This window comes from Pseudomonas sp. TE3911 (assembly GCF_054062775.1).
Genome location: NZ_JBSSFP010000001.1, coordinates 4,474,997 through 4,498,903 on the forward strand (window position 1 = coordinate 4,474,997; position 23,907 = coordinate 4,498,903).

General features: G+C 57.3%; 18 protein-coding genes. 9 read left to right on the forward strand and 9 right to left on the reverse strand.

Annotated features, from left to right (window positions below):
* Window positions 1-87: 87 nt before the first annotated feature.
* Together rpsI and rplM are read right to left on the reverse strand one after the other, a co-directional pair.
* Entirely contained in the window at window positions 88-480 is a 393-nt protein-coding gene (gene rpsI, locus ACVWXD_RS20345) for a 30S ribosomal protein S9 (protein WP_003216038.1), read from the reverse strand.
* A 14-nt stretch (window positions 481-494) separates the two neighbouring features.
* On the reverse strand, window positions 495-923 hold the full coding sequence (gene rplM, locus ACVWXD_RS20350; protein WP_003171742.1) for a 50S ribosomal protein L13: 429 nt from the start codon (window positions 921-923) through the stop codon (window positions 495-497).
* Window positions 924-1,171: 248 nt separating this feature from the next.
* Between rplM and ACVWXD_RS20355 the strand changes: the two genes are divergently transcribed.
* Window positions 1,172-2,212 (forward strand): NADP(H)-dependent aldo-keto reductase, encoded by a 1,041-nt coding sequence (locus ACVWXD_RS20355; RefSeq protein WP_457371279.1) that lies wholly within the window; start codon window positions 1,172-1,174, stop codon window positions 2,210-2,212.
* Window positions 2,213-2,317: 105 nt separating this feature from the next.
* Here the strand turns inward: ACVWXD_RS20355 and ACVWXD_RS20360 are convergent, their stop codons facing one another.
* Window positions 2,318-3,454 carry an acyl-CoA dehydrogenase family protein gene (locus ACVWXD_RS20360; RefSeq protein WP_099601127.1) on the reverse strand — a complete coding sequence of 379 codons (1,137 nt, stop codon included), beginning with the start codon at window positions 3,452-3,454 and terminating at the stop codon, window positions 2,318-2,320.
* Window positions 3,455-3,674: 220 nt separating this feature from the next.
* Here ACVWXD_RS20360 and ACVWXD_RS20365 point away from each other — a divergent pair, with 220 nt between their 5' ends.
* Window positions 3,675-4,595 carry a GlxA family transcriptional regulator gene (locus ACVWXD_RS20365; protein WP_177326430.1) on the forward strand — a complete coding sequence of 307 codons (921 nt, stop codon included), beginning with the start codon at window positions 3,675-3,677 and terminating at the stop codon, window positions 4,593-4,595.
* A 112-nt stretch (window positions 4,596-4,707) separates the two neighbouring features.
* Here ACVWXD_RS20365 and zapE read toward each other — a convergent pair whose 3' ends face one another.
* From zapE to ACVWXD_RS20380, 3 genes are all read right to left on the reverse strand, one after another.
* The gene (gene zapE, locus ACVWXD_RS20370) at window positions 4,708-5,802 is read right to left on the reverse strand and encodes a cell division protein ZapE (protein WP_457371280.1); all 1,095 of its coding nucleotides are present in this window, start codon (window positions 5,800-5,802) and stop codon (window positions 4,708-4,710) included.
* A gap of 79 nt (window positions 5,803-5,881) precedes the next feature.
* Entirely contained in the window at window positions 5,882-7,237 is a 1,356-nt protein-coding gene (locus ACVWXD_RS20375) for a tryptophan--tRNA ligase (RefSeq protein ID WP_122755587.1), read from the reverse strand.
* A 24-nt stretch (window positions 7,238-7,261) separates the two neighbouring features.
* Complete coding sequence (locus ACVWXD_RS20380) at window positions 7,262-7,891, reverse strand: alpha/beta hydrolase (protein ID WP_095183828.1); 630 nt, start codon at window positions 7,889-7,891, stop codon at window positions 7,262-7,264.
* Between the two features lie 147 nt (window positions 7,892-8,038).
* On the opposite strand from ACVWXD_RS20380, the gene ACVWXD_RS20385 reads away from it, so the two are divergent.
* Entirely contained in the window at window positions 8,039-8,476 is a 438-nt protein-coding gene (locus ACVWXD_RS20385) for a YhcB family protein (RefSeq protein ID WP_032886236.1), read from the forward strand.
* A gap of 166 nt (window positions 8,477-8,642) precedes the next feature.
* On the opposite strand, the gene ACVWXD_RS20390 is transcribed toward ACVWXD_RS20385, so the two are convergent.
* The 3 genes from ACVWXD_RS20390 to ACVWXD_RS20400 form a co-directional block, all read right to left on the reverse strand.
* Window positions 8,643-10,367 carry an SbmA/BacA-like family transporter gene (locus ACVWXD_RS20390; protein ID WP_442116529.1) on the reverse strand — a complete coding sequence of 575 codons (1,725 nt, stop codon included), beginning with the start codon at window positions 10,365-10,367 and terminating at the stop codon, window positions 8,643-8,645.
* A gap of 97 nt (window positions 10,368-10,464) precedes the next feature.
* Complete coding sequence (locus ACVWXD_RS20395) at window positions 10,465-11,025, reverse strand: response regulator transcription factor (RefSeq protein ID WP_003171731.1); 561 nt, start codon at window positions 11,023-11,025, stop codon at window positions 10,465-10,467.
* Window positions 11,018-12,280, reverse strand: coding sequence for an ATP-binding protein (locus ACVWXD_RS20400; RefSeq protein WP_032886234.1), 1,263 nt, complete (start codon window positions 12,278-12,280; stop codon window positions 11,018-11,020). Before ACVWXD_RS20400 ends, ACVWXD_RS20395 begins: the two co-directional genes overlap by 8 nt.
* Before the next feature lie 396 nt (window positions 12,281-12,676).
* Between ACVWXD_RS20400 and ACVWXD_RS20405 the strand changes: the two genes are divergently transcribed.
* The 6 genes from ACVWXD_RS20405 (at window position 12,677) to ACVWXD_RS20430 (ending at window position 23,862) form a co-directional block, all read left to right on the forward strand.
* The gene (locus tag ACVWXD_RS20405) at window positions 12,677-13,381 is read left to right on the forward strand and encodes an SIMPL domain-containing protein (RefSeq protein WP_095183826.1); all 705 of its coding nucleotides are present in this window, start codon (window positions 12,677-12,679) and stop codon (window positions 13,379-13,381) included.
* A gap of 880 nt (window positions 13,382-14,261) precedes the next feature.
* Window positions 14,262-16,766 carry a hypothetical protein gene (locus ACVWXD_RS20410; protein ID WP_401382581.1) on the forward strand — a complete coding sequence of 835 codons (2,505 nt, stop codon included), beginning with the start codon at window positions 14,262-14,264 and terminating at the stop codon, window positions 16,764-16,766.
* Window positions 16,767-16,877: 111 nt separating this feature from the next.
* Window positions 16,878-18,479 carry an ABC transporter substrate-binding protein gene (locus tag ACVWXD_RS20415; protein ID WP_122680371.1) on the forward strand — a complete coding sequence of 534 codons (1,602 nt, stop codon included), beginning with the start codon at window positions 16,878-16,880 and terminating at the stop codon, window positions 18,477-18,479.
* A 258-nt stretch (window positions 18,480-18,737) separates the two neighbouring features.
* Window positions 18,738-20,366, forward strand: a complete 1,629-nt coding sequence (locus ACVWXD_RS20420; RefSeq protein WP_032886231.1) for an ABC transporter substrate-binding protein — start codon at window positions 18,738-18,740, stop codon at window positions 20,364-20,366.
* Between the two features lie 355 nt (window positions 20,367-20,721).
* Window positions 20,722-22,275 (forward strand): ABC transporter substrate-binding protein, encoded by a 1,554-nt coding sequence (locus ACVWXD_RS20425; RefSeq protein ID WP_375803695.1) that lies wholly within the window; start codon window positions 20,722-20,724, stop codon window positions 22,273-22,275.
* Window positions 22,276-22,446: 171 nt separating this feature from the next.
* A complete protein-coding gene (locus tag ACVWXD_RS20430) occupies window positions 22,447-23,862 on the forward strand; it encodes an OprD family outer membrane porin (protein ID WP_032886229.1) in 1,416 nt (471 codons plus the stop codon).
* Window positions 23,863-23,907: the final 45 nt, after the last annotated feature.

The following is a 23,907-nucleotide window of genomic DNA, read 5'->3' on the forward strand; positions in this document are numbered from 1 at the left end:
ACGGCGAAAAATCTAGATAAATCGCAGGCAATAAAAAACGCCCAGCTCCGTGAGGAGGCTGGGCGTTTTTGTGGAACGTAAAGCGAATTAACGCTTCGAGTACTGCGGACGCTTACGCGCTTTACGCAGACCGACTTTCTTACGTTCAACTTCACGAGCATCGCGAGTAACGAAGCCAGCTTTGCGCAGAGCGCCACGCAGGGTTTCGTCGTACTGCATCAGAGCGCGAGTGATACCGTGGCGAATTGCGCCAGCTTGACCACTTACACCGCCACCGATAACGGTGACATAGATGTCGAACTTCTCAACAGTCTCGGTCAGTTCCAGCGGCTGACGAACTACCATGCGGGCAGTTTCGCGACCGAAGAAATTTTCCAGAGTGCGGTTGTTGATCGAGATGTTGCCAGTGCCCGGACGCAGGAAAACGCGTGCGGTTGCGGTTTTGCGACGGCCAGTGCCGTAATTTTGAGTCGCCGACATAATGAACTATTCCGTTAAAACTTCAGTTCTTGGGGCTGCTGAGCAGCATGAGGGTGTACAGCGCCCGCATAGACTTTCAGCTTGCGAAACATATCGCGACCCAGTGGGCCCTTAGGCAGCATACCTTTGACCGCGATTTCGATCGGGGCTTCAGGCTTCTTGGAGATCAGGCCTTCGAAGTTCGAAGACTTGATACCGCCTGGGAAACCGGAGTGACGGTAGTACATTTTGTCTTGCGCTTTGTTGCCGGTAACACGTACCTGCTCAGCGTTGATGATCACGATGTAGTCACCGGTATCAACGTGAGGGGTGTACTCAGGCTTGTGCTTGCCACGCAGACGGCTGGCGACTTCAGTGGCCAGACGACCCAGGGTCTGACCAGCGGCGTCGACGACAAACCAGTCGCGCTGAACTGTTTCCGGTTTTGCAGTAAAAGTTGTCATTCTTTAATAGCCTCAGGGGCCGCCCTGTAAATTAGACGGCGGATCTTACTGAATAGTGCGTACTTTGACAAGTCAAAGGCAGCCGGATACAGACGCTATCGGGGGCTCGGGTCGGCGCGTCCGTTCAACGGCAAGATTCTTCGGCAGGCGGCGCATCACTTCCACTGCAGAAAGAGGTGGGCAATTATGCAGATTGCGAAAAAAAATTCAACCTGCTTTTATGATTGTTTTCCCCGAAGGAGTACCCGATGGATTATCGACAGCTGGGCCGTACGGATCTGAACGTGAGCGCGATAGCCTTGGGCACCATGACCTGGGGCGAGCAAAACAGCGAGGCAGAGGCCTTCGCGCAGATCGAGCGAGCCAAGGCCGCGGGGGTCAACTTCCTCGACACGGCCGAAATGTACCCGGTGCCGCCCAAGGCCGACACCTATGCCACCACCGAGCGTTATATCGGTAATTACTTCAAAAGCCGTGGCGACCGTGCCGACTGGATCCTCGCCAGCAAGATCGCCGGCCCCGGCAACACCATCGACTACATCCGCGATGGCCACCTGCGCCACAACCGCAAGCACATCGTCGACGCCTTGGACGCCAGCCTCAAGCGCCTGCAAACAGACTGGATCGACCTCTATCAATTGCACTGGCCAGAGCGCAGCACCAATTTCTTCGGCCAACTGAGCTACAAGCACAAGGACGAAGACGACCTCACCCCACTGGAAGAAACCCTCGAAGCGCTGGACGAACAGGTAAAAGCCGGCAAGATTCGCCACATCGGCCTGTCCAATGAAACCCCATGGGGCACCATGAAATTCCTCGCTTTGGCCGAAGCCCGTGGCTGGCCCCGTGCAGTGTCGATCCAGAATCCCTACAACCTGCTCAACCGCAGCTTTGAAGTGGGCCTGGCGGAAGTCGCCATTCGTGAACAGTGCGGCCTGCTGGCCTACTCGCCCCTGGCATTCGGCATGCTCAGCGGTAAATACGAAGGTGGTGCACGCCCGGCGAAAGCGCGTCTGACGGAATACAGCCGTTTCAGCCGTTACTTCAACCCGCAGTCGGAAGCGGCTTGCAGCCGATATGTTGCACTGGCTCGGGAGCATGGCCTGGACCCGGCGCAGATGGCGTTGGCGTTCGTGACCCAGCAACCGTTCGTGACCAGCAACATTATTGGCGCAACGTCGCTGGAGCAACTGGACAGCAACATCGCCAGTGCTGATCTGACGCTGTCGAAGGAAGTACTGGAAGGGATTGAGGCGATTCAGAAGGATCATCCGAATCCTGCGCCTTGATTGATCTGTAGACCGCTATCGGGGGCAAGCCCCCTCCCACATTGGCATGCACTCCACGTGTGGGAGGGGGCTCGCCCCCGATGACGCTCCAAGACCAGCAAAAAATCAAAGCGCCCGCGCAATGATCTCCTTCATGATCTCATTGGTCCCCGCATAAATCCGCTGCACCCGAGCATCCGCCCAGGCTCGTGCAATCGGGTACTCCCACATAAAGCCGTAACCGCCGTGCAACTGCACGCATTCGTCGAGCACCTTGCATTGCAGGTCAGTGGCCCAGTACTTAGCCATCGCAGCTGTAGGCACATCCAGCTTGCCCTCCAGGTGCAGCGCCATGCATTTATCGACAAACACTCTGCCGATCTGAATCTCAGTCGCCATCTCCGCTAACTTGAACCGCGTGTTCTGGAAATCGGCAATCGCTTTGCCGAACGCTTTGCGTTCACGGGTGTACTCCAGCGTCCATTGCAACGCCGCTTCGGCTGAGGTGATCGCGCCGATGGCCACGGTCAATCGCTCCTGGGGCAGTTCCTGCATCAAGTAGGCGAAGCCCATGCCCGCCTGGCCCAACAGGTTTTCCTTGGGCACCCGCACGTCCTGGAAGAAAAGCTCCGAGGTGTCCTGGGCCTTCATGCCGACCTTCTCCAGCCGCTTGCCCTTGGCGAAGCCGTGCGTGTCAGCCTCCACCAGAAACAGGCTGGTACCCTTCGCGCCGGCCTTGGGATCGGTCTTGGCCACGACGATTACCAGCTCGGCCAGATAGCCGTTGGTGATAAAGGTCTTGGAACCGTTGATCACATACTCGTCGCCATCCAGCACGGCGGTGGTCTTGACCCCTTGCAGGTCGGAACCGGCACCCGGCTCGGTCATCGCGATGGCGGTGACCATCTCGCCGGAGATCAATTTGGGCAGGTATTTGTGCTTCAGCGCCTCACTGCCGTAATGCAGGATATAAGGCGCGACGATGTCCGAATGCAGAGAGAAACCAATACCGGTCAGGCCCAGCCGACTGATCTCCTCAATCACCACCGCACTGTAGAGAAAGTCCGCACCCAACCCGCCATACGCCTCTGGAAGATGGGAGCACAGCATCCCCGCCTCCCCTGCCTTGCTCCATAGAGTGCGGTCGATATACCCCTGTTTTTCCCATTGCCCATGGAACGGCGCAGCGTCTTTTTCGAGGAAGGTGCGCACGCTCTCGCGAAAGAGTTCGTGCTCAGGACTGAACAAAGTTCTGGGAATCATGGGTCACCTGCGTGGATTGTCGGACAAAAACAAGCCCACAGAGCCTATGCCGCGAAAGCATGACAGGACACTGGACACATGCGACAAAAAATAAGACGATCCAGCCGTCTGGTGACCACTTTCCCCTATAAGAATAAATGAAATTATGTCTAACCAAATCTCCACGCCCCTGAGGCGCGTCAGCATTTTGGCCATTGATCGGGTATTCGCTTCGACCCTCATGCAAGCCAAGGATTTCTTCCACCTAGCAAGCCTGCGTTATGGCAAACAGCAAGGCCTGGGCCTGACGCCGGCGTTTGAAACACGCCTGGTGAGCCCGGATGGGCAATCGGTGCGCAGCTTCAGCGATGTGATCATGCCCGTGGACGGCGGCCTCGAAGACGCCGACATCATCGTATTACCGGCCTTCTGGGATGACTTCGACGCCCTGTGCACCCGCTACCCCCAAGTGCTGCCGTGGCTGCGTGACCAACACGCTCGCGGCGCCGTGCTCTGTGGCGAAGCCACCGGGGTGTTCTGGCTGGCCGAAGCTGGACTGCTCGATGGCAAGGAGGCGACCACCTACTGGCGCTTCTTCAATGCATTCAGCGAACGCTTTCCCAAGGTCCAGCTCAACCAGGACAAGCACCTCACCGACGCCGACAACCTGTATTGCGCCGGTGGCACTACCTCGGCGTGCGACCTGTATATCTACCTGATCGAACGCTTCTGCGGCGCCAACATCGCCCAGGCCGTGGCCCGTGACATTCTCTACGAAGTGCAGCGCAGCTACTCGCCGGGGCGTATCGGCTTTGGTGGGCAGAAGCTGCACCAGGACGTGATCATCCTGCAGATCCAGCATTGGCTCGAAGAGCATTTTGCCGACAAATTCCGCTTCGAAGACGTCGCCCGGGAGCACGGCATGAGCATCCGCAACTTCATGCGGCGCTTCCAGACCGCCACCGGCGATAAGCCGCTGCATTACCTGCAACGACTGCGTATCGAGACGGCCAAGGGCCTACTCTCGGGCAGTCGCAAGAGCATCAAGACCATCAGTTATGAGGTGGGTTACGACGATGCGAGTTTCTTTGCGCGGTTGTTCAGGCAACACACGGAGTTGTCGCCAAACCAATATCGCCAGCAGTTCCAGCAGGCCGCGTAAGCAAATACGGGAGGGGGCTTGCCCCCGATAGCGGCGGATCAGTCAGTGCATCTGTTACTGAAAGACCGCTATCGAGGGCAAGCCCCCTCCCGCATTTTTTACTGTGTCGGTCTTAGGGTTTGTGCCCGCGCGACAGGAACTCGTGGGACTGCATCTCAAGCAAGCGGCTCAGTGTGCGCTGGAACTCAAAACTCAAGCGGCCGCCGGTATACAGGTCCTTGAGCTCGACTTCCGCCGAGATGATCAGCTTCACGTTACGGTCGTAGAACTCATCGACCATGTTGATAAAACGACGCGCGATGTCGTCGGTGGTGACGCTCATCTGTTCCACGCCGCTCAAGATCACCGCGTGGAAAATCTTGCCCAGTTCGATGTAGTCGTTCTGGCTACGCGGACCGTCGCACAACTGGCGGAATTCGAACCAGGCCACGTCATCGCAGGTACGCAGCGCGATGATTTCGCGGTTCTCGATCATCAGCTTGTCGTTTTCCACCGCCTGGGTGCATTCCGGCGTCAGCGCGCGAAAGCTTTTGCGCAGGCTTTCGTGGGCGGCTTCATTCAGCGGGAAGTGGAACAGCTCCGCTTGCTCCAGATGGCGCAGGCGGTAGTCAACACCGCTGTCGACGTTGACGATCTCGGTATTCTGCTTGATCAACGCGATGGCTGGCAGGAAGCGCGCACGTTGCAGGCCGTCTTTGTACAAGCCGTCCGGCACGATGTTCGAGGTGGCGACCAGGGTCACGCCGTTCTTGAACAGCTCTTCCATCAGGGTGCCAAGGATCATGGCGTCGGTGATATCGGAGACGAAGAATTCATCGAAGCAGATCACCCGCGCTTCATCGGAGAAGCGCTTGGCGATGATGGTCAGCGGGTTTTTCTCACCCGGCAGGGTCTTCATCTCTTCGTGCACACGCTTCATGAAGCGGTGGAAGTGGGTGCGGACCTTTTCCTTGAACGGCAGCGCTTCGAAGAAGGTGTCGACCAGATAGGTCTTGCCACGGCCCACGCCGCCCCAGAAATACAGGCCTTTGACCGGCGCATGGTCTTTCTTGCCAAACAGCTTGCTGAGCATCCCTGGCTTGCTTTGCGAGGCCGCAACCAGGTCGTCGTACAGACGTTGCAAATGACGCACCGCCGTTTCCTGGGCCGCGTCATGGAAGAACTCAGGGCGTTTCAGATCAGCTTGATATCGTTCTAGGGGCGTCATAATTTCGTTAGCAAGGCAACAAAAACGGGCCGTCACTGTAACGACGGCCCTGGATAATGGCAATCAACCCTTGGTCGGGTTAATCCTCGATTGGGGTCAACGCGATGCGCAACGCTTGGATGGCGGCATCGCGGGTCGCGCTGTCGGCGAACTGAGCGCTGTCGGCCACGGCCGCGCCGTCCAGCCAAACGCTGAAGCCCAAGGCTTCAGGACGCACGTCCAGCATCACGCCACTTTGCAGCTGCTTGGTCACTGCGCCAGCGGCTTTACCGTCGGCAAAGTTGCGCGACAGCAGCAGTTGCTCGCCATCGGCAGCCAACAGGCGGAAGCGGAAGCTGCCGTCGTCTTCGCGAAAGCTCACAAAGCGCGCTGCTTTTGCGGCTTTCTTCTTGGTGCTGACGGGAGCAGCAGCCTGCTCGACGAATGAACGCAAGCCAACCGCCTCACGCAACTCGGCGAGGAAAGGTGCGGCCACGGCACGGGCCTTCTTGGCGCCGACCAGCAGCAGGTCTTCCATGTCCGACGGGCGCGACATCAGTTGATGATAGCGTTCGCGGGCTTCGCCCAGTTGGCCGTCCAACAGCTGGAACAGACGGCTCTTGGCCTCGCCCCAGCCCAGGCCTTGCAGCAGCTCGCCGCGAAACTCTTCTTCCTGGGCCTTGCTGGCAAACGCCTGATAGAGGGTGAACAGGTGCGAGTTGTCCGGGTCCTTGGCTTCGCCAGGTGCGCGCGAATCGGTGACGATCCGCGAGATGGCGTCTTTCATGTCCTTGGCGCTGGTGAACAACGGGATGGTGTTGTCGTAGCTCTTGGACATCTTGCGGCCGTCCAGGCCCGGCAAGGTGGCGACGCTTTCTTCGATCAACGCCTCGGGCATGGTGAAGAATTCTTTGCCGTTGCCGAACAGGTGGTTGAACCGCTGGCCGATGTCGCGGGCCATTTCCACGTGCTGGATCTGGTCACGGCCGACCGGCACTTTGTGTGCGTTGAACATCAGGATGTCGGCCGCCATCAGCACCGGATAGCTGTACAAGCCCATGGTGATGCCCGCGTCCGGGTCTTCGCCGGTTTCCACGTTCTTGTCCACCGAGGCCTTGTAGGCGTGGGCGCGGTTGAGCAGGCCCTTGGCGGCGACGCAGGTCAGCAGCCAGGTGAGCTCGGGGATCTCTGGAATGTCGGACTGCCGGTAGAAGGTCACTCGATCCACATCCAGGCCACCGGCCAGCCAGGTCGCAGCGATTTCCATGCGCGAGCGCTGGATGCGCTGCGGGTCATCGCATTTGATCAGGGCGTGGTAGTCGGCCAGGAAGTAGAAGGAATCGGCGTTGGCGTCCTGGCTGGCCAGGATCGCCGGGCGGATCGCACCGGCGTAGTTGCCCAGGTGCGGCGTGCCAGTGGTGGTGATGCCGGTGAGGATACGGGTACGAGTCGTCATGGGTAATCGCTTATCAGACTGCTATCAATTCGAGAGGCGCGGCAGTACCAGATCCTTGAGATCGGTCAGCTTGCCATGAAAAAAGTGTCCGCATTCTGCCACTTTCAGCAGCTCATGGGGGCGATTCAGAGCCGCGGACCAGTCGTAGACGAGTTGCGGCTCGACCACTTCGTCGGTTTCCGGCTGGATCAGGGTCAACGGGCAGCCTTGGGGCAGTACATCCGTGTCGCGCAGGCGCATCACAGCGGCAGCGACCATAAACAGGTGTGCGAGTTTTTCGCCCTTGGCTTCCAGGCGACCACCGAGGCTGGCTGCCACATAACCACCGAAGGAAAAACCAAGTAAGGTCATCGGCAGTCCGGGATGTTTTTCCCGCAGCCAGGTAGCGGCCGCTTCAGCATCGTCGACTTCGCCAGTGGCCATGTCGTGGGTACCGGCACTCGCACCGACGCCACGGTAATTAAAACGCAGCGTAATCAAACCGGCGTCGCGGGCGGTACGTTGCAGGGTCGAAACGACTTTATTGAGCATGGTCCCGCCCTGCACCGGATTAGGGTGGCAGATCAGCGCCAGGCCACGTGGCTCGGGGTGATCCAGGTACAGGGCTTCCAATTGGCCTACCGGGCCATCGATCAAAACGGGGGTTTCACGCATGAGCAAGGAATGAACTCCGTGACCTCTCAAAGGGTCGACTCGTCTAGCTAAAAGTCTGTGCATGGCATCATTGCGAGCTTAATCGCGGTATACAGCGCAGGTTTGAGCCGTTAACGTAAAGCAAAGCCGTTTATAGAGGAAGGACTCGTGGAACACTCGCTCTTAGTTTGGTTGTTGCCGACTCTTGCCCTGGTTGCCGGTGTCGCCATTGGATTCCTGGTTGCTCGCCTGCTGCCGAATGCCGCGCCTAACCGCACGCAGCGTCAGTTGGATGACATTCAGGAACGTTTTGACAGTTATCAGAACGAGGTTGTTACCCACTTCAACAGCACCGCAAACCTGGTCAAGAAGCTCACTCAGAGCTATCAGGAAGTACAGGATCATCTCGCCGATGGCGCCAATCGCCTCGCCCTCGACGACATCACTCGTCAGCGTCTGCTGGCTGCGCTGCATTCCGATGCACCGCAAACTCCGCGGGAACGCCTGACCCCACCTCGGGAAAACCAGGAGCCACCACGGGACTACGCGCCAAAAACGCCAAACGCCCCAGGGATGTTGGATGAGCATTACGGCTTGAAGAAGTAAGTTATTTTCAAGCAATAAAAAAGCCCGGTTGATCGATGATCAACCGGGCTTTTTGTTGGGCCTCGCCCTTGCGGGAGGGGGCTTGCCCCCGATAGCGGTAGATCAGTTGATACATGTGCAGACTGACACACAGCTATCGGGGGCAAGCCCCCTCCCACATTGGTTTTCAGGCCACGGGCTGTTCTTGAAGCCACCCTGCCTCGATGCGCACATGCCGCCCATGGAAGCGCTTGAGGCTGCTGCGGTGGCCGACACTGACAATGCTCAGCCCCGGCAACTCATCAATCAGCGCCTTATACAGCGTCGCCTCATCCTCTTCATCCATCGCGGAAGTCGCTTCGTCCATGTACAGCCATTGCGGCGCGAACAGCAAGGCACGGGCAAAGGCCAGGCGTTGTTGCTCGCCCGGTGAAAGCATGCGTTGCCAGTGGTTGGCCTCGTCCAAACGCGTGACCAGGTGCGGCAGGCGGCAGGTTTGCAGGACCTGTGCATAACGTTCTGCCGGGTAGGTGCTGTCGTCCTGTGGATAACTCAACACGGATTTCAACGTACCAATCGGCAGGTAGGGCTTCTGCGGAAGGAACAGATAACGCGCCGCCGGCATGCGAATGCTGCCGTAACCCTCCAGCCACAGATGGCCCATCGCGCGCAGCAAGGTGCTTTTACCGCTGCCGGAACGGCCGCTGAGCATCAGGCGCTGGCCTGGTTCAACAATCATGTTGGCGTCGGTCAGCAAGTGGCGACCATCACTCAGGTTCATGCCCAAGCCCTGCACTACCAGACGCTCGCCCTCCGCGCTGACCTCTATGGCTGCCGGGCGTTGCTCGTTTTCACTCATGGCTTGCTGGAAGCTCAGCAGACGGTCACTGGTAGCACGCCAGGCGGCCAGGTCGGTGTAAGCGCTGATAAACCAGCTGAAGTTACTTTGCACGTTGCCGAACGCCGAGTTGATTTGCATGAGCTCACCCAGTTCGATCTTGCCGGCAAAGTACCGTGGCGCGGCCACGACAAATGCAAAGACAATCGCAATCTGCTCATAGCCGGCGGTGAAGAATGTCAGGCGCTTGGACACCTTCATGATGTCCCAGAAGTTGTGCCAGACCTTGCCGAAACGCGCGCTCAAGCGCTGGTTCTCGTTGGGCTCGCCGTTGTACAGGGCAATGCTCTCGGCATTCTCGCGCACCCGCACCATGGAGAAACGTAGGTCAGCTTCGAAACGTTGTTGTTGGTTGCTCAAGCCAATCAAGCGGCGACCGATCAGATGGGTCAACCAACTGCCGACACCGGCGTAAACCAACGCACACCAGAACATGTAGCCGGGGATGGTGATGCCGAACACTTCAATGCTACCCGACACGCCCCACAGGATGACGGAGAACGACACGAGGCTGACGACATTGCGCAGCAGCCCGAGGCCAAGACTTAACGTGTTCGAGGTGAAGCTATTGAGGTCTTCCGAAATACGCTGGTCCGGGTTGTCGGTGTAACCGCCCTGCTCCAGCTGGTAGTAGTTTTTTTGGCTTAGCCAACGCGCAAAATGCTTTTCAGTGAGCCACGCCCGCCAGCGAATGGTCAGCATCTGCGTCAGGTAAAGACGGTACACCGCGGCGAGAATGGCCACCGCTGCGATGCCGCAAAAATAGCCGATCTGCTGCCAGAAAGCGGCGGTGTCTTTGTTCTCAAGGGCGTTGTAGAAGTCCTTGTACCAGTGGTTGAGCCACACGGAAATCGCCACGCTGAACAGCGACAGGGCGATCACCGCTGCCAGCAACAACCAGGCCTTACCTTTCTCTTCACTGTGCCAATAGGGCGTGATCATCGCCCAGGTTCGCCGAAAAAATTGCCCACGAACAGCGTCGTTGACCGCAGAGTACTCAGCGTTCTGATTCATCGTTCAGGCTCGTAGGAAAGAAGGCAGGCGTTTGAACCGATCATAGTTGATCGGTTCAGGGCTCCGTGCGGCCTGAAGCGGGTTGTTCAGCCTAGGTTCAGCGTCGTACCGGACGTTTCTGCAGCTTGCGTTGCAGGGTGCGGCGGTGCATGCCCAGGGCGCGGGCGGTAGCGGAGATGTTGCCTTCGTGCTCGGTCAGGACACGCTGAATGTGCTCCCACTGCAGGCGGTCCACCGACATCGGGTTTTCCGGCACCAGGGTGTCGAGGTCGGCATGCTCGGAGAGTAAGGCGGCCAGCACATCGTCGGCGTCCGCCGGTTTGCACAGGTAATTGCAGGCGCCGCGCTTGATGGCCTCGACGGCGGTGGCGATGCTGGAGTAACCGGTGAGAATCACCACGCGCATTTCCGGGTCGAGTTCCAGCAGCTTGGGCAGCAGCACCAGACCGGAGTCGCCGTCCATCTTCAGGTCGAGCGCGGCGTAGTCCGGCAAATCGGCCTGTGCGATGGTCAGGCCTTCTTCAGCCGAACCTGCGGTGCTCACACGAAAGCCGCGACGGCTCATGGCGCGCGCCATCACGCGGGTAAAGGTAGCGTCGTCATCTACCAGCAGCAGGTGCGGCAGTTCTTCGCCTTCGACTTGGATCTCGTCACTCATCGATATCTCCTCGTGCAACACGGGGCAGGCGCAGCTCGGTGAGCGTACCGCCTTCCTCATGACTATAGAGCTTCACTGAGCCACCCGCGCGGGTCACGCTGGCCTTGCTCAAAAACAGGCCCAAGCCGAAGCCTTTGCCCTTGGTGGTAAAGAAAGGTTTGCCGATCTGCTCGGCAATGGCCAGCGGCACACCGGCGCCGTGGTCACGAATGCTGATGGTCACGTTTTCTGCGTCCCAATCCAACTGTACGCCAAGGCCTTCCGGGCAGGCGTCGGCAGCATTGTTCAGCAGATTGAGCAGCGCCTGAGTCAGGTCCGGCGGCGGCGCCATGCGCGGTACGGTGCCCTGCCCCAGCAGACTGAAACGATAACTGGCTTCGGGACGCATCAGGTGCCAGCGGTTGAGCGCTTCGTCGAGCCACTGTGTCACGTCCTGCATCTCCACCGCCAGGCGGCGATTGGCTTCGGCGGCGCGCACCAATTGCTGCAAAGTCTGCTTGCACTGCTTGACCTGCTCGCGCAATACGCCGAGGTCTTCTTGCAGCGCAGGATCGGGGTGGTCCTGAACCATTTCGTTAAGCAGCACGCTCATGGTGGCCAGCGGTGTACCCAACTCGTGGGCGGCTCCGGCGGCCTGGGTGGCAACGGCCAGCAGTTGCTGGTCGCGCAGGCCTTCTTCACGGCGAATGGCGCGCAGTTCTTCCTGGCGGCGCAGTTCTTCGGCCATGCGCGCGGCGAAGAAGGTGATAACGGCGGCAGACAGGGCAAAACTCAGCCACATCCCATAGATCTGCAGGTTTTCCCGGGCAATTGGGAACGTTTGCAGCGGGTAGAACTGTGCCAGCAGCAAGGTGTAGAGGGTCAGGGCGATACCCGACAGCACCACCGAGTAGCGCCACGGCAACGTCACGGCGGCGATGGTCAACGGCACCAGGTAATAAGACACGAACGGGTTGGTGGAGCCACCGGAGAAATACAGCAACACACTGTGGATAAACAGATCGCAGGCCAGTTGCAGCGCGTATTCGAGTTCGGTCACCGGCCATGTAGTGCGCAAGCGGATGGCAGTGAACACGCACAGCACGATAGAGAAACCAAGGGTCACGCCCAGTTGTAACCACGGCAGCGGCAGCAGGTCGAACCAATAGGCAAGCCCGACCGAACCGGCCTGTGCGGCCAGTACAAGGGTACGAATGAACGTCAGGCGCCAGAGATTCTGGCGGGTGGCGGAAGTCAGTTTTACGGCGGCGAGCATGAGCTCTCCCGGTGAGCGCAGCTGGTAGATCGCATCGAGTATAACCAAGACACGACGATGGCAGGGTGCGTGCGGCAAACCGCCACAGCACCTTCGCACACATATTCTGCGGCATTCATTCAGGAACCGCTGTGAACGACGGACCACCCAAGGCGCATTTCCCACGCGTCACTCAGGAGGTGCCCATGACTGTAATTGATCACAGCAGGACCGAGGGCTGGTTACGGAAGCTCTGAAATGGAACTTCAGCTACAGGCCCACCGCTTCCACCCGGCAAGGCGCAGTCGCTGAGCCTGGCAAACGGCCCTTCTACAATTTGTTTGTATTGTGTAAACCCGAAGAACCCCACGTCGCCGTCTACAGTCATACCGAACACGAATATCCCAAGGAGCTTCCATGTCTCGTTTCAATCGCAGTGCAGCCGTTCTCACCCTCAGCGCGCTGGCCAGCCTTCCGGCGCTGGCCGCCGATGAGCTGCATTACAACCAGATCTCTCTGCGTGCCGAAGTCAGCCAGGAAGTGGCCCGCGACAAGATGATCGTTACGCTCTACACCGAGTCCCAGAACAGTGACCCGGCCAAACTCGCCGCCACTATCACCACCGCCATGAACACAGCGCTGGGCCAGGCTCGTGAAGTCAAGGCTGTGACTCTGCGCCAGGGCAGCCGCAACAGCTACCCGATCTACGACAACAAGACCCAGAAAATTACCGGCTGGCGTGAACGTGCCGAACTGCGTCTGGAAAGCGCGGACTTCCCGGCACTGTCCAAACTCACAGGCGAGCTGCTGAGCACCCTGAAAATGGACAGCATGGATTTCGCGATCGCCGACAGCACCCGCAAGGCCAGCGAAGACGCCCTGCTCAAGGACGCGGTGGCTGCCTTCAAAGCGCGCGCACAACTGGCCACCGACGCCCTGGGCGGCAAGGGTTACAAAATCGTCAACCTGAACTTCAACACCAATGGTTATCCACAACCCTACGCACGCGGGGCGATGATGATGAAAGCCGCCGAGATGGATTCTGCACCGACGCCGGAAGTCGAGGCCGGTACCAGCCAGGTCAACATGAGCGCCGACGGGGTGATCGAAGTCTTGCAGTAACCGTTTCAATTCATAAAAACGGCGCAGCCTGATGGCTGCGCTTTTTTTTGCCTGTCATTCCATCAATGCAATAACGCCAAGCGGCGCCCGTCAAACAAACCACACTTTAATAGGATCACCGCTATCAAAGAGGGCGATGCCGATACAGCTGCCCCCGAACGAAGCAGACCTATACTTAAAAATAAATTGCACATAAAACGCCAACATAAAAATTGAACCGTTGCCTTGTGGGCTGCCACTTAGTTAAGCCAACCACTTCTAACTCACTGCTTAACTAATCGAACACACCAACAGGAACCATTCACACAACTTTTATGCTTCGGCGCAAAACACGAAAACCGTAAATTTCAATTACAACACAACTCCATTCAGGCACAGGGCAACCAGGCACCGCCAAGAAGTCGGAACAAACACTTATGCCTGATAGATCGACATAGAAAACATTATTCGAGCGCTCATAAGGATGATGGGATTGCGAGAGTTAACCCAATGGAAACGACGCGAAACATAATCTAACCAGCACCAAAATACCGGCAGTTGAAAACAATAGTCACACCGAAGCTATTGCTTGGCGACAGACGATTAACACTATGACATCCACGAGTAAAATGAGCCTTTAATGAACATACATTCAGCGTCCCCACTTCCACCTGCACATCGCCACCATGCTCATTCAATCAGCGCTCCCCCCTCTTCACAGAATATAACTGAGAGCGGAAGGGGCACCTCACGCCATACGACGAGTCCGGCCACGCCCAGCAATCCTGAAGCAGCTGTCCAAACAAGAGTGATTTATGGGTCAGACACTTTATCTGCGCCTTCGGCTGGCTACACCCTGCAAGAACGCAAGCAGCGCATCAATGATTACGCTTTTCGCGTCATGATGCTGACTGAAAAAATACCCAGCATCCATCAGGGTGAAAGAAGCGTTAACTTCCAGAATGCCCGACTGTTCATGGAGCCCGCCGGCTACTTCAGCGGTGGTTTATTGGCCGCGGGGTACGACCCTCATGAAAAATTCACGGTGACGTTCTCTTCCTACACGGGAATGGGAAAGCCGGAAAACCTGAGCAGCAGGTCGGAGCGCACCTACTTTGCATGGGAAATTGCAGCAGGTGCTTTAGCGCACGATAAAGTGCAACGGGGCGGCCCGGTCAACTTCAACGAAATGGATATAGCGGCGAAGGATAAAAGGAAGATCGACCAACTGGAGTCGGTTGGTAAAACCCTTCAAAATCATTGGGAAAATGAAGTATCCAAACCCATGCGCGATCCTTCGGGACCACTGGCGGCCATCTCTGGAGAAGCGGACGCGTATGTTGTAAAGGGAACATTGCAAAGCCTGCGCAGTGATATAGGGAGCTTTAACAAGTTAAGCCCTCAAGGGCAACAAGCGGTCGCGCGCACCCTGGACAACAACTCGCAAGTCATCATTCCAAACGTATACGGCTATCCAATGTCAGGATATGCCTTTATTGCGTACACCCCTTATGATGGAAATTATGAACACCGGCCCAACCAAGGGTTAATGATTGACATCAAGAATGGTTCTGTCCATGAATTACATGGTGATGCAGATTTTGCAAGCTGGGCTAAAGACAACCACGCCAACTTACTGAGAAGTTTTAATACCCGAGACATACAAGGAGGCAAGGATTCGCACTGGCCAAGTGCGGCCTATGTGCTTGATACGTTAATCTCAGGAGCCAATGCCCACTTCCCTGGTTATCACAACTTTCTTTCAGATGAGGAGATACCGGCGGCGCAACTATTTAACTACACCCGAGCCCGAGGCGGTGATTATCGGTTGAAGTTTGGCACCTTGAACAATGGCGTGGCCTCTCACTATCAAGCGGTGAATGCCAAGAATGCGTTATGGTCCGACCAGACTGAAGTCTTTGGTTCCTCGCAGCAGGACTGGAAGTCTGCGAAAGACTTCTGGGGTAATACATTCGGGTACGTCCCTGTCATTGGCAACACGGGCAACATCGTATTCGGCGTCCATGATGGCCTCTACGGTATGACGGCAGAAGATCGTGTGGGAGGCAATGCAGCAGCGGTCATATCAAGCCTGCAATTAGCCCATGAACTTGCTCCAGGCGCTGTAGAGTCCGGACTGAGTGACACCCTCAAGGGTACTGGCCTCCCGAGTGCCGAAAATTACACCTGGAAGCGAAACTCGCAGACACACGACTTTGAGTTCGTGAACGCTCCCAAGCCCCCAAAAAATACCGATGACATCAGCGTTCCAACTAAAGGACTGCCTGGCAACCGGCTGCGCCCCAGCCAAGCGGGGAACATCAGCCAGCACGCGGTGCCGGACGGCGAGCAACTGATCAAAAACACTGCACCCAACGCCAAGGGTATTTATCAGATCAAGGATGCGAGCACAGGCGCCGACCGCTGGCTCATCCGCTACGCCGACGCAACCGGCACCAGCAAGGTGTACGAGATCCGGGAGGATTTCAAACTGAGCAACAACTATGTGCAGATCATTGACCGCGAAACCAGACTGCCAGTGACGACTGTCCACTCTTCGGGCAATGGCGAATGGGTGTCGGCCAAAGGAAACGGCGGTATCAGGTTGCCCTGGGGGCGCAGCATCTCACCCCCACAAATCGAGGAAATAAAGCCCACACCGTCCTTTGCCAATCATTTCCTCAATACCGACGGCAAACAGATGGAAGGTTCCGCAAGAGTCGATGAATTCTTGAAAATCAAAGCGGGAACCAACTACGACTTCGCCACTACCAATTTCGAGGTCAGCGGAAGCCGCCCCAGAGCGAATTTCAAGGTGTTTTGGAACATCGACGAGACTGGATTTTCCGTTGAATCGGGTGAAAAGGCACAGCTCACGGAACACAGCTCCAGCGAATACTCACCCAACTTTGTTTTGGATATAAACCGCAATCCCTACAGCGTCACCTCGACCGAAAATGGGCTAACCGAGACCCTGCAACTGGACGCCACGGCGGGTTCGGCCGAAAGCATCAGGCAAGCGAGGCTCAGGCAGTTTGAGAGCGCAATTGCTGATGCGGACCTACGTGCGCGCATTTCCGAAGTAGCCCATCAAGGCTCAATAGCCCCGGCCACCATTGAATTGAACGGCAGTTCGGTACTGCAGGATGGCTACTACTTTGGCGCTGACGACACCCAGTTCCACATCAATCACGATGTGTCTAATGGCGGGTCCGATAGTGTGACGACGGTCCGGATCACCTCCAAAGGGCACCTCTCCAACCCGGAAAAAGATATCAACCGTGTTCCGGGTGTGGAGGTGATCATCAAGAGAACGTTCACGATCCGGGAAGGCAATGATCTGGATAGTTTATTCACGATCGACAAAGACGCCCCCACTCACATCGAAGTAGTGGTCGCCCCATAGCCGAAGCCTGGCTACAACGCCCCCTTACATGACGCCCCTGAACGGCGGTAACCTCGGTCACCGCCGTTTTCATTTGGCTACGGTTACATGCCTGCCACTTCAGGGGTCTCCATGGAAAGAATCGCCTTAAAACCGCTCCTCCTCGCCGCCGGCCTGCTGGCGTTCATGCCAATGGCCCAGGCCGCCAGCACCCTGGTCTATTGCTCCGAAGCGAGCCCCGCCGGATTCGATCCCAGCCAGTACACCAGCGGCACTGATTTTGATGCTTCCGCCGAAACCGTGTTCAACCGTCTGACCCAATTCAAGCGCGGTGGCACCGAAGTCGAACCCGGTCTGGCAACAAGCTGGGATGTGTCCAGCGATGGCCTGACGTATACCTTCCACCTGCGCGATGGCGTCAAGTTCCACACCACCGATTTCTTCACGCCCACCCGTGACTTCAATGCCGAAGACGTGTTGTTCACCTTCAACCGTCTGCTCGATGCCGACAGTCCGTTTCGCAAGGCCTACCCTTCCGAATCGCCGTACTTCACTGACATGGGCCTGAACACCACGATCAAAAGCGTCGAAAAACTCGACGAACATACCGTGCGTTTCAACCTGAACAACGTCGATGCGTCCTTCGTGCAAAACCTGGCCATGAGCTTTGCCTCGGTGCAGTCCGCCGAGTACGCCGCGCAATTGCTCAAGCAAGGCGCAGCCTCGGACATCAATCAGAAGCCGGTGGGCACTGGACCATTTGTGTTCAAGCGCTACCAAAAGGACTCGCAGATTCGCTACGTGGCCAATAAACAGTATTGGAAACCCGAGGACGTAAAGCTCGATAACCTGGTGTTCGCCATCACCCCGGATGCGGCGTCGCGCCTGCAAAAACTCAAGGCCGGCGAATGCCAGGTCAGCGGTTACCCGCGCCCCGCCGATATCGAAGTGATGAAACAAGACCCGAATCTGCGCGTGCTGCAGCAAGCCGGGTTCAACCTGGGCTTCCTGGCGTACAACGTGACCCACCCGCCACTGGACCAACTCAAGGTGCGCCAGGCCCTGGACATGGCGATCGACAAGCCGGCGATCATCAAGGCCGTGTACCAGAGCGCCGGACAATTGGCGCAGAACGCACTGCCACCGGCGCAGTGGTCTTATGACCCCACCATCAAGGACGCCCCTTACGATCCCACCAAAGCCAAGGCGCTACTTAAAGAAGCAGGGGTTGCACCCGGTACCACCATCAACCTATGGGCGATGACTGTACAACGCGCGTCCAACCCGAATGCGCGCATGTCGGCACAGATGATCCAGCAGGATTGGGAAAAAGTGGGCATCAAGGCCAATATCGTCAGTTATGAATGGGGCGAGTACATCAAGCGCGCCAAAAATGGCGAGCACGACGCGATGATTTACGGCTGGACCGGTGACAACGGCGACCCGGATAACTGGCTCGGCGTGCTCTACAGTTGTGCCGCGGTGAAGGGCAGCAACTACGCCAAATGGTGTAACCCGGCCTACGACAAGCTGGTGCAGCAAGCAAAGGTCAGCAGTGACCGTGAGCAGCGCATCAAGTGGTATCAACAGGCGCAAAAAATTCTTAAAGAACAAGTACCTATAACGCCTATTGCAAACTCGACGGTTTTCCAACCCCTGCGCAAAGAAGTCAAAGACTTCAAGATCAGCCCGTTTGGCCTGACGCCCTTCTACGGCGTGAGTCTAGATAAGTAACAGCGACGCCCCAACCAAGTGCGCTAGACGCCTTGGTTGGGCTTTTTTGGTGCGCCCTGCGCACCGAAAAAACCCTCAAAACAGATACAAATATGTCAAAACTTTCATAATTGCGACATTCCTGTACGTTCGTACCACTCTTTCCCGCCTGCAACGGTTCAGCATCTTGCAATGGGTATGGCGCCTGCATAAGTATCCGCAGGCCGACTCACGAGGTCGCCCTCACCACCAAAAATGACAACAAATCATGAGGCCAACATGCTTAAACACGCAGTCATTCCGTTAATTGTTAGCGCTGGCCTTATGGCCGCAGCCCCTTTCGCCCAAGCGGCGACTAACCTGGTGTTCTGCTCCGAAGGGAGCCCGGCCGGTTTCGATCCAGGCCAGTACACCACCGGAACAGACTTCGATGCTTCGGCCGAAACCATGTTCAACCGTCTGAGCCAGTTCGAACGTGGCGGCACCGCTGTTGTTCCTGGCCTCGCCACCAGCTGGGACGTATCCCCGGATGGCCTGACGTACACTTTCCACCTGCGCGAAGGCGTCAAGTTCCACACCACCCCGTACTTCAAGCCCACTCGTGAATTCTCGGCTGACGACGTACTGTTCACCTTCAACCGAATGATCAACAAAGACGATCCATTCCGTAAGGCCTACCCCACTGAGTTCCCGTACTTCACGGACATGGGTATGGACACCAACATCAAGAACATCGAGAAAGTCGACGCCCACACCGTCAAGTTCACCCTTGGCACCGTGGACGCCGCTTTTATCCAAAACCTGGCGATGAGCTTCGCGTCGATCCAGTCGGCCGAATATGCCGCCCAGTTGCTGAAGAACGGTACGCCTCAGGACATCAACCAGAAGCCAATCGGCACTGGCCCGTTCGTGTTCAAGAGCTACCAGAAAGACTCGAACATTCGTTACACCGGCAACAAGGACTACTGGAAACCTGAAGACGTGAAGATCGACAACCTGATCTTCGCTATCACCACCGACCCGTCGGTGCGTATCCAGAAGCTCAAGAAAAACGAATGCCAGATCACCCTCTTCCCGCGTCCGGCCGACCTCAAAGCGCTGGGCGAAGACAAGGACCTGAAACTGCCGAACCAGGCCGGTTTCAACCTGGGTTATGTCGCCTACAACGTCATGGACAAGGTCAAGGGCAGCGACCAGCCCAACCCACTGGCTGACCTGCGCGTACGCCAGGCGCTGGACATGTCGGTCAACAAGCAGCAGATCATCGACTCCGTTTACCAGGGCGCCGGCCAACTGGCCGTCAACGCCATGCCGCCGACTCAATGGTCCTACGACACCACCATCAAGGACGCCGCCTACAACCCTGAGAAAGCCAAGGCGCTGCTCAAGGAAGCGGGCGTCAAGGAAGGTACCGAAATCGTGCTGTGGGCCATGCCGGTTCAGCGTCCGTACAACCCGAACGCCAAACTGATGGCTGAAATGCTGCAGAACGACTGGTCCAAGATCGGCCTGAAGGTCAAGATCACCAGCTACGAGTGGGGCGAGTACATCAAGCGTTCCAAAGGCGGCGAGAACCAGGCCATGATCATTGGCTGGAGCGGCGACAATGGTGACCCGGACAACTGGCTGAACGTGCTGTTTGGCTGCGATTCCCTGTCCGGCAACAACTTCTCCAAGTGGTGCGACAAGAAATTCGACGGCGTCGTGAAAGAAGCCAAGGCCACATCGGATGTCGCCAAACGCACCGAGCTGTATAAGCAGGCGCAACATATCCTCAAAGATGCAGTCCCGATGACACCTATCGCGCACTCGACGGTGTATCAACCCATGCGCAACACCGTGCAGGACTTCAAGATCAGCCCGTTTGGCTTGAACTCCTTCTACGGCGTGAGCGTCAGCGGCAAGTAAGGATCATTGACGGCGACGTTTCGTAACGTCGCCGTTATTACATCCGCCTGGCCCTTAGGAAATTGACCACGTTCGCAGCCGATGCTTCCTACAGCAACGAACTGCGAAACGGGACTCCGTTGCCTACAGGGTCAATCCAATTTGGCGCATTTACTGTGAAGTCCGCGACCCATAACGTCGTAGGACAGCAGAGGCTCCGACTTGGGAAAGGCACTTGCTGTGTGTGGGATCAGTGATGTCTCCCTGGCTTTGCGCCTGGGTGATTGCTCGCTGATGACAACTACAAACAAGGATCGGGATCGTCATGCGCCATACCACCGTTCTATCCGCCATTTTTGGCACAAGCCTGCTGGCCATGGCCACCATGAGCCACGCCGCCGACAAGAAGAGCCTGGTGTTCTGCTCGGAAGGCAGCCCGGCAGGTTTTGACACCGCGCAATACACCACCGCCACCGACAACGACGCGGCCGAGCCGCTGTACAACCGGCTGGTTGAGTTTGAAAAAGGTGCAACCAACGTACAGCCTGGGCTGGCGACCAAATGGGATATTTCCGAAGACGGTCTGACCTACACCTTCCATTTGCGTGAAGGGGTGAAATTCCACAGCAACAAGGAGTTCAAGCCGACGCGCGACTTCAACGCCGACGACGTGCTGTTCACCTTCAACCGCATGCTGGACCCCGACCACCCTTTCCGTAAGGCCTACCCCACCGAGTTTCCGTACTTCAACGGGATGAGCCTGAACAAGAACATTGCCAAGGTCGAAAAAACCGACGCAAACACCGTGGTGATGACCCTGAACACGGTGGACGCCGCGTTCATACAAAACATCGCCATGAGCTTCGCTTCGATCCTCTCAGCCGAATACGCCGAGCAGTTGCTCAAGAGCGGCAAGCCCAGCGACATCAACCAAAAACCGATCGGCACTGGCCCGTTCGTGTTCCAGCGCTATCAGAAAGACTCGCAGATCCGTTACACGGGCAACAAACAGTACTGGGACCCGAGTCGAGTTCAGCTCGATCAACTGATTTTCGCCATCAACACCGACGCCTCGGTGCGGGTGCAGAAGCTCAAGGCCGGGGAATGCCAGGTGACCTTGCATCCGCGTCCGGCTGACGTCGATGCGCTCAAGGCCGACCCGAAGCTTCAACTGCTGACCAAGCCGGGCTTCAACCTCGGTTACATCGCCTACAACGTGCGCCACAAGCCATTCGACCAGCTCGAAGTGCGCCAGGCGCTGGACATGGCGGTGAATAAGCAGAGCATCCTGAATGCCGTGTACCAAGGCGCGGGGCAACTGGCGGTCAACGCCATGCCGCCGACGCAATGGTCTTACGACGACACCATCAAAGACGCCGCCTACAACCCGGAAAAAGCCAAGGAACTGCTCAAGGCTGCCGGTGTGAAGGAAGGTACCGAGATCACCCTGTGGGCGATGCCGGTGCAACGGCCGTACAACCCCAACGCCAAGCTGATGGCCGAAATGCTGCAAAGCGATTGGGCCAAGATCGGCCTGAAAGTGAAGATCGTCAGCTACGAATGGGGCGAGTACATCAAGCGCACCAAGAACGGTGAGCACGATATCAGCCTGATCGGCTGGACCGGCGACAACGGTGACCCGGACAACTGGCTGGGCACCCTCTACAGCTGCGACGCTATCGGCGGGAACAACTACTCCATGTGGTGTGACCCGGCGTACGACAAGTTGATCAAGCAAGCCAAGGTCGTCACCGACCGCGAACAAAGGACTGTTCTCTACAAGCAGGCTCAGCAATTGCTCAAGCAGCAAGTGCCGATCACGCCTGTCGCCCACTCGACGGTCAACCAGCCGTTAAGCACCAAAGTCGAAGGGTTCAAAGTGAGCCCCTTCGGCCGCAACGTGTTCTCGGGCGTCAGTATTACCCCATAAGAAAATAACCGGATTGCAGGAGAGCGAAGTCAGCTCTCCGGCAAACGTGCAGCCTTTTATTGGGATTTTTCCTACGGCAAACGTTTGCAAGTGCCTGAGCGAGTTACACACCAATAGTCGGTTCACCTAAAAAGACCGGCATAAAAAAAGAGAACCAAAGGAGCTTCACCCATGAAACTGAGCAGCAAAGCGCTTCTGGCCCTGGCCATCAGCACCATCACGGCAACCGCCTACGCTGAAACCCAAAGCCAGGACTTCGTTCCTACCACGTTGGCCGGCACCAGCGCCCAAAGCGAGGCCAAAGGCTTTATTGACGGTCAAAGCCTGGGCGGCACCACGCGTAACTGGTACTCGAACGAAAAATTCAACCGCAACACCCGCATCACCTATTTCAAGGATAAAGGCGACCTGACCAAGACCAGCATTTCCCGTCGTTACAACTGGGACCAAGGCACCATCCTCAATTACACCTCGGGGTTTACCCAAGGCACCGTTGGGGTCAGCACCGAAGTTGCGGCCTACAACGTGATCGCTCTGATCCGTGATCAAAAAGACATCGGCGGCGGCTCCAACCGCACCCTGGCCCACGACCGCGGTGACGCGGTGGACCAGTGGAGCAAACTGGGCCTGGCCAACGTCAAGTTCCGCGTATCCAACACCACGCTGACCGCCGGCCGCCAGAACTTCAGCAGCGGCATCGTCGACACCATCGGCAACCGTGCCCTGCCGTCGAGCTTTGAAGGTGTGAGCTTCAACAGCGAAGAATTCAGCAACCTGTCGTTCCAGGGCGGCGTGTTCGATCGCGTTTCGCCACGTACCGAACAGAGCCTGTCGAAGTTCCGCAGTGAGTACAACAGCAAGGGCGCAGCGGGCGTCGAGACTGACAAGGTTTACACCCTGGGCGCTAACTACCAGCCGCTCAAGAGCCTGAAAACCAGCTTCTTCGCAGCCAACGTGAAGGACTTCTGGAACCAGTACTACTTCGGCGCTACCCACGAGCTGGGTGACAGCTCGGTACTGGGCCTGACCACCGGCTTCAACTACTACAAAACCGTCGATGAAGGCAAAAAGCTGATGGGGGATATCGACAACGATACCTACTCCCTGTCCCTGGGCCTGACCCACCAGGCCCACAGCCTGACGTTCTCGTACCAGCAAGTGAACGGTAACGAGTACTTCGACTACCTGCACGAAACCAACGGTATCTACCTGGCCAACTCCCTGACGTCGGACTTCAACGGCCCGAACGAGAAGTCCTTCCAGGTTGCCTACGGTATCAACATGGCCGAATACGGCGTGCCTGGCCTGAAGTTCAACATCTACACCGCTCGCGGCTGGGGCATCGACGGTACGCACTACACCGGCAACCGCGGTGTAGAGAACAAAGGCTACGACGGTGTCCAGGCTCAGGATGGCGAACACCACTATGAATACGGTGTTGGCGCGTCTTACGCCCTGCAAAGTGGCCCGCTCAAAGCCACCACCATTCGCGCCACCTACGTAGCGCACCGTGCTAGTGAACAACAGTCTGACGGCAACCTGAACGAATTCCGTCTGGTTACCACCATCCCGTTCAACATTCTTTAATTAGCGCCAGGTAAACGGCGGGCTCAGGACGAGCCCGCCGTCTAC

Excerpts from the sequence above, each read along its gene's own strand:
- rpsI (WP_003216038.1), bottom strand. The coding sequence starts at position 480 with ATGTCGGCGACTCAAAATTACGGCACTGGCCGTCGCAAAACCGCAACC.
- rplM (WP_003171742.1), bottom strand. The coding sequence starts at position 923 with ATGACAACTTTTACTGCAAAACCGGAAACAGTTCAGCGCGACTGGTTT.
- ACVWXD_RS20355 (WP_457371279.1), top strand. The coding sequence starts at position 1,172 with ATGGATTATCGACAGCTGGGCCGTACGGATCTGAACGTGAGCGCGATA.
- ACVWXD_RS20360 (WP_099601127.1), bottom strand. The coding sequence starts at position 3,454 with ATGATTCCCAGAACTTTGTTCAGTCCTGAGCACGAACTCTTTCGCGAG.
- ACVWXD_RS20365 (WP_177326430.1), top strand. The coding sequence starts at position 3,675 with ATGCAAGCCAAGGATTTCTTCCACCTAGCAAGCCTGCGTTATGGCAAA.
- zapE (WP_457371280.1), bottom strand. The coding sequence starts at position 5,802 with ATGACGCCCCTAGAACGATATCAAGCTGATCTGAAACGCCCTGAGTTC.
- ACVWXD_RS20375 (WP_122755587.1), bottom strand. The coding sequence starts at position 7,237 with ATGACGACTCGTACCCGTATCCTCACCGGCATCACCACCACTGGCACG.
- ACVWXD_RS20380 (WP_095183828.1), bottom strand. The coding sequence starts at position 7,891 with ATGCGTGAAACCCCCGTTTTGATCGATGGCCCGGTAGGCCAATTGGAA.
- ACVWXD_RS20390 (WP_442116529.1), bottom strand. The coding sequence starts at position 10,367 with ATGAATCAGAACGCTGAGTACTCTGCGGTCAACGACGCTGTTCGTGGG.
- ACVWXD_RS20395 (WP_003171731.1), bottom strand. The coding sequence starts at position 11,025 with ATGAGTGACGAGATCCAAGTCGAAGGCGAAGAACTGCCGCACCTGCTG.
- ACVWXD_RS20400 (WP_032886234.1), bottom strand. The coding sequence starts at position 12,280 with ATGCTCGCCGCCGTAAAACTGACTTCCGCCACCCGCCAGAATCTCTGG.
- ACVWXD_RS20405 (WP_095183826.1), top strand. The coding sequence starts at position 12,677 with ATGTCTCGTTTCAATCGCAGTGCAGCCGTTCTCACCCTCAGCGCGCTG.
- ACVWXD_RS20410 (WP_401382581.1), top strand. The coding sequence starts at position 14,262 with ATGATGCTGACTGAAAAAATACCCAGCATCCATCAGGGTGAAAGAAGC.
- ACVWXD_RS20415 (WP_122680371.1), top strand. The coding sequence starts at position 16,878 with ATGGAAAGAATCGCCTTAAAACCGCTCCTCCTCGCCGCCGGCCTGCTG.
- ACVWXD_RS20420 (WP_032886231.1), top strand. The coding sequence starts at position 18,738 with ATGCTTAAACACGCAGTCATTCCGTTAATTGTTAGCGCTGGCCTTATG.
- ACVWXD_RS20425 (WP_375803695.1), top strand. The coding sequence starts at position 20,722 with ATGGCCACCATGAGCCACGCCGCCGACAAGAAGAGCCTGGTGTTCTGC.
- ACVWXD_RS20430 (WP_032886229.1), top strand. The coding sequence starts at position 22,447 with ATGAAACTGAGCAGCAAAGCGCTTCTGGCCCTGGCCATCAGCACCATC.